Consider the following 6,351-nt stretch of genomic DNA (forward strand, 5'->3'; position numbering starts at 1 on the left):
GAATTCTGATCTAAAAGCTCGTTTCTCAACCGATAATTCAGGTTCAAATACTTCGCCGGTATACTACCTGAACAGCCCTGGAATAAGGGATAAATTTAAGCAATAGATCAATCAATTTAGAATTCATATTAAATTATTATCTTTGCAACCACAAAATTCAGAAACAATAAATGTCTCAATTTCACAGAACTGCCGCATTTCATACCCTTGGCTGCAAATTAAATTTTGCGGAAACATCCACTATTGCCCGTCAGCTAACCGATGCAGGATATGATAAGGTAAGTTTTGACGAGAAAGCGGATATCTATGTCATCAATACCTGTTCAGTAACGGAAAATGCAGACCGCGAATGTAAGCTTCATGTAAAAAGAGCAATGAAAGCCAATCCTGAAGGACTGGTGGTTATCGTAGGATGCTATGCCCAGCTGAAGCCTGAGGAAATTTCTCAGATTACAGGAGTAGACCTGGTACTGGGTGCCAAAGAAAAATTCAATATTCTAAGTTATCTGGATGACCTGGAGAAGTCAGGAAGTGAAGGGATTGTTCATTCCTGTGAAATTGAAGAAACCGATTTCTTTATCGGAAGTTATTCCATCGGAGACAGAACGAGAGCCTTTTTAAAGGTCCAGGATGGCTGTGACTATAAGTGTACCTACTGCACGATTCCTTTAGCCAGAGGGATTTCCCGGTCAGATACCATTGAAAATGTATTGAAAAATGCTCAGGAAATTGCAGCAAGAGATATCAGGGAAATTGTTCTGACGGGAGTGAATATCGGCGATTACGGCAAAGGTGAGTTCGGAAACAAAAGACACGAGCATACGTTTTTAGATTTAATTAAAGAATTAGACAGGGTAGACGGGATCGAAAGAATCCGTATTTCTTCCATTGAGCCCAATCTTTTGAAAGATGAGAGCATCGAACTGGTTTCAAGAAGCAGAAGCTTTGTTCCGCATTTCCATATTCCTTTACAGTCGGGAAGTGACGATTTACTAAAAAAAATGAAACGCCGTTATCTTACCGGGCTTTACAGAAACCGGGTGAATAAAATCCGTGAAGTGATGCCTCATGCGGCGATCGGGGTTGACGTTATCGTTGGTTTTCCGGGAGAAACTGAAGAATTATTTATGGAAACCTATAATTTCCTCAATGAACTTCCTATCAGTTATCTGCATGTTTTTACGTATTCTGAAAGAGAAAATACCGAAGCTGCCGGAATGAAAGGTATTGTACCGATCCCTGAAAGAAAGCGACGCAATAAAATGCTGAGGATTCTTTCCGAAAAGAAAAAAATGGCCTTCTACCACACCCAGCTTGGAAAAACGCTTCCTGTTCTTTGGGAGCACGAAAATAAAGACGGAAAAATGTTCGGGTTCACAGAAAATTATGTGAGGGTCCAGAAAAATTTCGATCCGGCTTCTGTTAATCAGATTGAGTTTTTAAAGCTTGAAAAAATTGAGGCAGACGGTGCCGTTTCTGTTATGAATTCTTTTGAAAGTTTCTTAGAAAAGATTTAAGCCTAAGCCTATTTATTTCTTCTCTTTCTTAATATAAAAAATAGAATAATACCGCCTATAAATCCGTAAAAAGAAAGCGTTCCCACCAGTTTGCCGATATTATATGCCGGTGAATCTTCTTTATCGGTGTTGAATTGATTTTTCTGAGTCAGGCCTTTCCTGAATTTAATCGAAGGAATGATTTTTTCCTCAAAGAACTGCGTATTTTTGGTACTCTCAGGAGAAGCCATCAGGATAAAAGTGTATGAATTTTTATTAAGCAACAGCAGATAATTATTCCAAATCTTATCAGTACCGCTGATTCTGGTTCTGAAACTTGATTTAAGAAAGTATAATCCATTGATCTGTATAAACGATTTGTTGATAAGTTTTCCTTTGGTTTCATCTAACATTCCTGTCTGGAAATCTTCATAAAATTTCAGAAGTTCATCTTTGTCTTCTATATAGGAATCTGATTTCTTATCGGAATTCATGATCAGAAGAACCTCGTCTTCTAAAGGCACCCGGATTATATTCTGGCCTAAGGTATCTGTAGTAACGAATTCCTGTGGAATTTGTATTGAAACATCTTCGCTGATTTTACGAGGAACCAGTTGCTGTCCAAAACCTTTTATGGAAAAAGTGATAAAAAAGAGAATAAGGGTACAGTAATAAAAATTTTCGATAATTCTTTTGCTTACATTCATCGGTTGATTAATTTTTTTCTAAAGATAATAATTTGATATCTATAAAGTTTTATTAAATCTTTGGGATTGATCGTGACTTTACTTAAATTCCGTTATATTTAAGTTTTACTAACTTTTAAATCTACATTCTTATGAGAGATAAATTTTTATCTTGGGGATTGGTATTGGTAATTGTTACCTGGGCTGTGGCACTGCTCATCAGGGCGCATTACTGGATTCCCATGCTCTTAACGGCAGTATACGTTCTGGGTGTTTATAATGCCTATCAGACAAAGCACGCCATTCTGCGGAACTTCCCTGTATTAGGTTATTTCAGATATTTTTTTGAAGGCATTTCCCCGGAAATGCAGCAGTATTTTATTGAAAGGGAAACGGATGGAAAGCCCTTTCCGCGAAATCAGCGTTCTGCAGTATACAGAAGGGCTAAAAACCTGAGTGATACGGTACCTTTCGGGACACAGCTGGAAATCAATCACCGTAAATATGAAGGGATTAAGCATTCCATCTATGCCAAGTCTCCGGCAGAAGACCTTCCGAGGGTATGGGTAGGAGGAGCACAGTGCACACAGCCTTACCATGCTTCCTTACTGAACATCTCGGCTATGAGTTTCGGATCTTTAAGTGACAGGGCTCAGATTTCGTTAAACAGAGGGGCTAAAAAAGGAAACTTTTATCACAATACCGGTGAAGGCGGAATTTCACCTTATCACATGGAGGGCGGTGACCTGTGCTGGCAGATCGGGACCGGATATTTCGGATGCCGGAACGATGAAGGGAATTTCAGTCCGGAATTATTTGCAAAATATTCTAATCTGCCGAACGTGAAGATGATTGAAATCAAATTGTCACAGGGCGCAAAACCCGGACATGGCGGTGTTCTGCCGGGTGTTAAGAATACACCGGAAATTGCAAAGATCCGTCACGTAACTCCGGGAATGACCATTATTTCTCCGTCGTCGCACTCTGCTTTTTCGGATGCTGCCGGACTGCTGAAGTTTGTACAGCAGCTGCGGGAGCTTTCAGGCGGGAAACCTGTCGGATTTAAGCTGTGTATCGGAGATACGAAAGAGTTTGAGGATATCTGTGCCCAGATGAATGTCCTGAAAATCTATCCTGATTTCATTACGGTTGATGGTGCGGAAGGAGGAACCGGAGCCGCGCCGCCTGAGTTTTCAGATGGAGTGGGAATGCCTCTGGAGCCTGCTCTTATTTATGTGAACAGAACACTGATACATTATACACTGAGGGATAAATTAAGGGTAATTGCCAGCGGAAAAGTATTAACCAGTCTTGATATTTTAAGGGCTGTAGCTATGGGAGCAGATATGTGTAATAACGCAAGAGGGTTTATGTTCTCTTTAGGCTGTATCCAGGCTTTGAGATGTAATACCAATAATTGCCCTACAGGCGTTGCGACTCAGGATAAAATGCTGATTAAAGGCCTTGATGTCACCGATAAAGCTGAAAGGGTGTACCATTTCCATAAAAATACGCTTCATACCTGTAATGAGCTGATTGCAGCGGCTGGAAGGAGTTCCTATGAAGAAGTGGATGCCAGTATGTTCATGAGAGGCGATGAATTTGATCATCTGTCAGATCATTATTTCCCGGATATTTTAGGAAACGTAAAGCATAAAGCTACATTTTAAAACATAAAAAAAGCGCTCCTGAAAAAATTAGGAGCGCTTTTTAATTTTTATTTATCACCATCAGGCCTGGTATTGGCCTTGTAGATTTCAAAGTTAAAGACAAACGTAGTATTCTTTAAAGAAAAATTGTTGTAGTTGTAATGGGCATCTCTTGCAAAAGCTGCTCTGGAAGGAACGATAATCACACCCTGAAGATTATAAGGATCTCCGTCCGCCTTATCTGCATATCCTTTGAAATACGTCAGGCCTTCCTGAAGCCCTTCAATTTCATAGTAGCTTCTTTGTTTTGCAATATCTGTTGCCCCCAAGTCTGTGACAGACTTTTTAGCATAATAAAACAAAGGATCGGTAAGCGGCGAGCCGCCTCCGTTAATGGTATTCGTAAGGCTTCCTCCGGATGCAAAAGCTACATTGCCGTCCGTATTGGTGGCAAGAAAATAGTTGGCCCTGATCATGGTTCTGATCTGGGTGGCTGCATTCGCTTCTATCGTTACGCCTGTAGCCGGCTGTGCACCGTTTCTTACGATATAGATTACGCCGGAAGGCAGTTTTACAGGATTAAGTTCAGAAAGTTTTTTCTCATTATCATCAGCGGCATCTGTAGAGCTGAACGCTTTTATATTTCCCTGGGCATCCAGATAGTTCTCAGTCATGTACTTCTGAATGGCCTGGTCGTCATATGAGTTTCTTACTGCGATATCATCAGGTTCTACAAAAGTTTCAACCTCATCGTCATCCTTTTTACAGGCAGAAAAACACAGTGATCCCGCAAGGATATATAAAAATATTTTTTTCATTTCAAAAAACTTTAATTACTTTACAAATAATATAACGGCAAAAGTATAAAAAATTATGAGAATAGATAAATTTTTATGGAGTATTCGTTTTTATAAGACAAGAACCATTGCTACAGAAGAAATTAAAAAGAACAGGGTAGCCATTGGCGAATCTGTGGTGAAATCCTCCAAAGAGGTGAAAGAAGGAGACATCATTAAGATCCGTAAAAACCAGATCGACTACAAAATTAAAGTCATTCAGATCCCAAAAAGCAGGATGGGAGCCAAGCTGGTGCCGCTCCATATCAAGGATGTAACGGATAAAGAACAGTACGAAATGCTGAAAATGCGCAAGATGTCCCAGGATTATTACCGGAACAGGGGAGAAGGAAGACCTACCAAAAAAGACAGGAGGGAAATGGACGATTACGTTGAAAACGATGTTGATTCAGATTTTACGGATTGGGATGATTTCTTTGGAGAAACCAATGATGATACTGATAAAAAAGAAGATTAAGTAAAAGCTCTAGAGATAGAGCTTTTCTATGATTTCATCCACAATACCCTCAGGCTGCCGGTGATCCGTACTTACGCTGAATTGTGCCTTGCCGTAAAACTGATTTCTTTCAAACAGGTGCTTGGCAATAAACTCAGGCAGGTTCTCATCAGAAATATGGGCAATCAGCGGCCGCTTTTCCTTTTGTTTGAAAAGCCTTTCAGACAGGGTGCCTACAGAAGCCTTCAGAAATATACTTTTTGAATTATTGTTGATGATTTCCATATTGTTGTAATAAACGGGTGTTCCGCCTCCCAGGCTTAGAACCGCATTTTTTTCCTTCGCTAGGATTTCTTCTAAAACTTCCCGTTCCATCTTCCTGAAGTAGAGTTCTCCCTTTTTTTCAAATATTTCAGCAATGGTTAATTTGTTTCGCTGAAAAATCTCTTTATCGAGGTCAATAAATTTAAAATTGAGTTTCTCGCTTAATATTTTGGAAATGTGAGTTTTGCCACTTCCCATGTATCCGACCAGTGAAATTATCATGAATTTTTTTTAAACAAATTTGCAAAAAAGTTTTGAGAAATAAAAAAAAGCTATATCTTTGCACCACTTAAAACAAGGGACATTACTTAAATGAAAACTTGGTGATAAAGTGACCGACTCGGTAGCTCAGCTGGTAGAGCAATACACTTTTAATGTATGGGTCCTGGGTTCGAATCCCAGCCGGGTCACTAGCAAAAAAAATTACTGGATTTTTGTAATTTTATTGCCTGCGTGGTGAAATTGGTAGACACGCCATCTTGAGGGGGTGGTTTCCTAAGGATGTGCTGGTTCGAGTCCAGTCGCAGGCACTGCAAAAGAAAAATTAATGATTAAAGTGAATTACTTCACTTCTAATTGTGGCCGACTCGGTAGCTCAGCTGGTAGAGCAATACACTTTTAATGTATGGGTCCTGGGTTCGAATCCCAGCCGGGTCACAAGTTTACTGAAAAGTAAATTTTTTTCATATTAATATTTTGTGATTTGGTGTTTCAAAGGCTTCCTACAGGAGGCCTTTGATTTTGTATATAGTCCCGGATTGACGAATGCCGATCAATCTCAAAACTTGGGGACTAGGCAAAAAGTTTAGACAACCTGAACAGGAAAAATGTTTTATCCCGCACGCCTCTTAATTGTAATCTGAAGTTTTTTATTTTAGCATTGAATGACTCGGCGGAAGCATT

Annotated in this window: 6 protein-coding genes, 3 tRNA genes and 1 pseudogene; 6 read left to right on the forward strand and 4 right to left on the reverse strand. The window is 39.7% G+C overall.

Annotated elements, in window-relative coordinates; translation table 11 throughout:
* Window positions 1-170 precede the first annotated feature (170 nt).
* Window positions 171-1,517, forward strand: coding sequence for a tRNA (N(6)-L-threonylcarbamoyladenosine(37)-C(2))-methylthiotransferase MtaB (mtaB, locus tag ASE55_RS14415; protein WP_056221046.1), 1,347 nt, complete (start codon window positions 171-173; stop codon window positions 1,515-1,517).
* 8 nt (window positions 1,518-1,525) lie between these two features.
* Here the strand turns inward: mtaB and ASE55_RS14420 are convergent, their stop codons facing one another.
* Window positions 1,526-2,203, reverse strand: coding sequence for a hypothetical protein (locus ASE55_RS14420; RefSeq protein ID WP_056221048.1), 678 nt, complete (start codon window positions 2,201-2,203; stop codon window positions 1,526-1,528).
* A 131-nt stretch (window positions 2,204-2,334) separates the two neighbouring features.
* Between ASE55_RS14420 and ASE55_RS14425 the strand changes: the two genes are divergently transcribed.
* Window positions 2,335-3,852, forward strand: a complete 1,518-nt coding sequence (locus ASE55_RS14425) for an FMN-binding glutamate synthase family protein (protein ID WP_056221051.1) — start codon at window positions 2,335-2,337, stop codon at window positions 3,850-3,852.
* A gap of 47 nt (window positions 3,853-3,899) precedes the next feature.
* On the opposite strand, the gene ASE55_RS14430 is transcribed toward ASE55_RS14425, so the two are convergent.
* The gene (locus ASE55_RS14430; protein WP_056221053.1) at window positions 3,900-4,649 is read right to left on the reverse strand and encodes a hypothetical protein; all 750 of its coding nucleotides are present in this window, start codon (window positions 4,647-4,649) and stop codon (window positions 3,900-3,902) included.
* A gap of 55 nt (window positions 4,650-4,704) precedes the next feature.
* On the opposite strand from ASE55_RS14430, the gene ASE55_RS14435 reads away from it, so the two are divergent.
* A complete protein-coding gene (locus tag ASE55_RS14435; protein ID WP_056221055.1) occupies window positions 4,705-5,145 on the forward strand; it encodes an RNA-binding S4 domain-containing protein in 441 nt (146 codons plus the stop codon).
* Between the two features lie 9 nt (window positions 5,146-5,154).
* On the opposite strand, the gene ASE55_RS14440 is transcribed toward ASE55_RS14435, so the two are convergent.
* Window positions 5,155-5,670, reverse strand: coding sequence for a shikimate kinase (locus tag ASE55_RS14440; RefSeq protein ID WP_056221058.1), 516 nt, complete (start codon window positions 5,668-5,670; stop codon window positions 5,155-5,157).
* A gap of 115 nt (window positions 5,671-5,785) precedes the next feature.
* On the opposite strand from ASE55_RS14440, the gene ASE55_RS14445 reads away from it, so the two are divergent.
* The 3 genes from ASE55_RS14445 (at window position 5,786) to ASE55_RS14455 (ending at window position 6,105) form a co-directional block, all read left to right on the forward strand.
* Window positions 5,786-5,858: transfer RNA gene (locus ASE55_RS14445), tRNA-Lys, on the forward strand.
* Between the two features lie 37 nt (window positions 5,859-5,895).
* A tRNA-Leu gene (locus ASE55_RS14450) sits at window positions 5,896-5,978 on the forward strand.
* 54 nt (window positions 5,979-6,032) lie between these two features.
* Window positions 6,033-6,105 (forward strand) — tRNA-Lys (locus ASE55_RS14455).
* A gap of 135 nt (window positions 6,106-6,240) precedes the next feature.
* Here the strand turns inward: ASE55_RS14455 and ASE55_RS20790 are convergent.
* Window positions 6,241-6,351 (reverse strand): annotated as a pseudogene (locus ASE55_RS20790) (DDE transposase); the annotation flags it as partial.

The organism is Chryseobacterium sp. Leaf201, assembly GCF_001421435.1.
Lineage (GTDB): Bacteria > Bacteroidota > Bacteroidia > Flavobacteriales > Weeksellaceae > Chryseobacterium.

Coding starts and splice junctions, on each gene's coding strand:
- mtaB (WP_056221046.1), top strand. CDS start 171: ATGTCTCAATTTCACAGAACTGCCGCATTTCATACCCTTGGCTGCAAA.
- ASE55_RS14420 (WP_056221048.1), bottom strand. CDS start 2,203: ATGAATGTAAGCAAAAGAATTATCGAAAATTTTTATTACTGTACCCTT.
- ASE55_RS14425 (WP_056221051.1), top strand. CDS start 2,335: ATGAGAGATAAATTTTTATCTTGGGGATTGGTATTGGTAATTGTTACC.
- ASE55_RS14430 (WP_056221053.1), bottom strand. CDS start 4,649: ATGAAAAAAATATTTTTATATATCCTTGCGGGATCACTGTGTTTTTCT.
- ASE55_RS14435 (WP_056221055.1), top strand. CDS start 4,705: ATGAGAATAGATAAATTTTTATGGAGTATTCGTTTTTATAAGACAAGA.
- ASE55_RS14440 (WP_056221058.1), bottom strand. CDS start 5,670: ATGATAATTTCACTGGTCGGATACATGGGAAGTGGCAAAACTCACATT.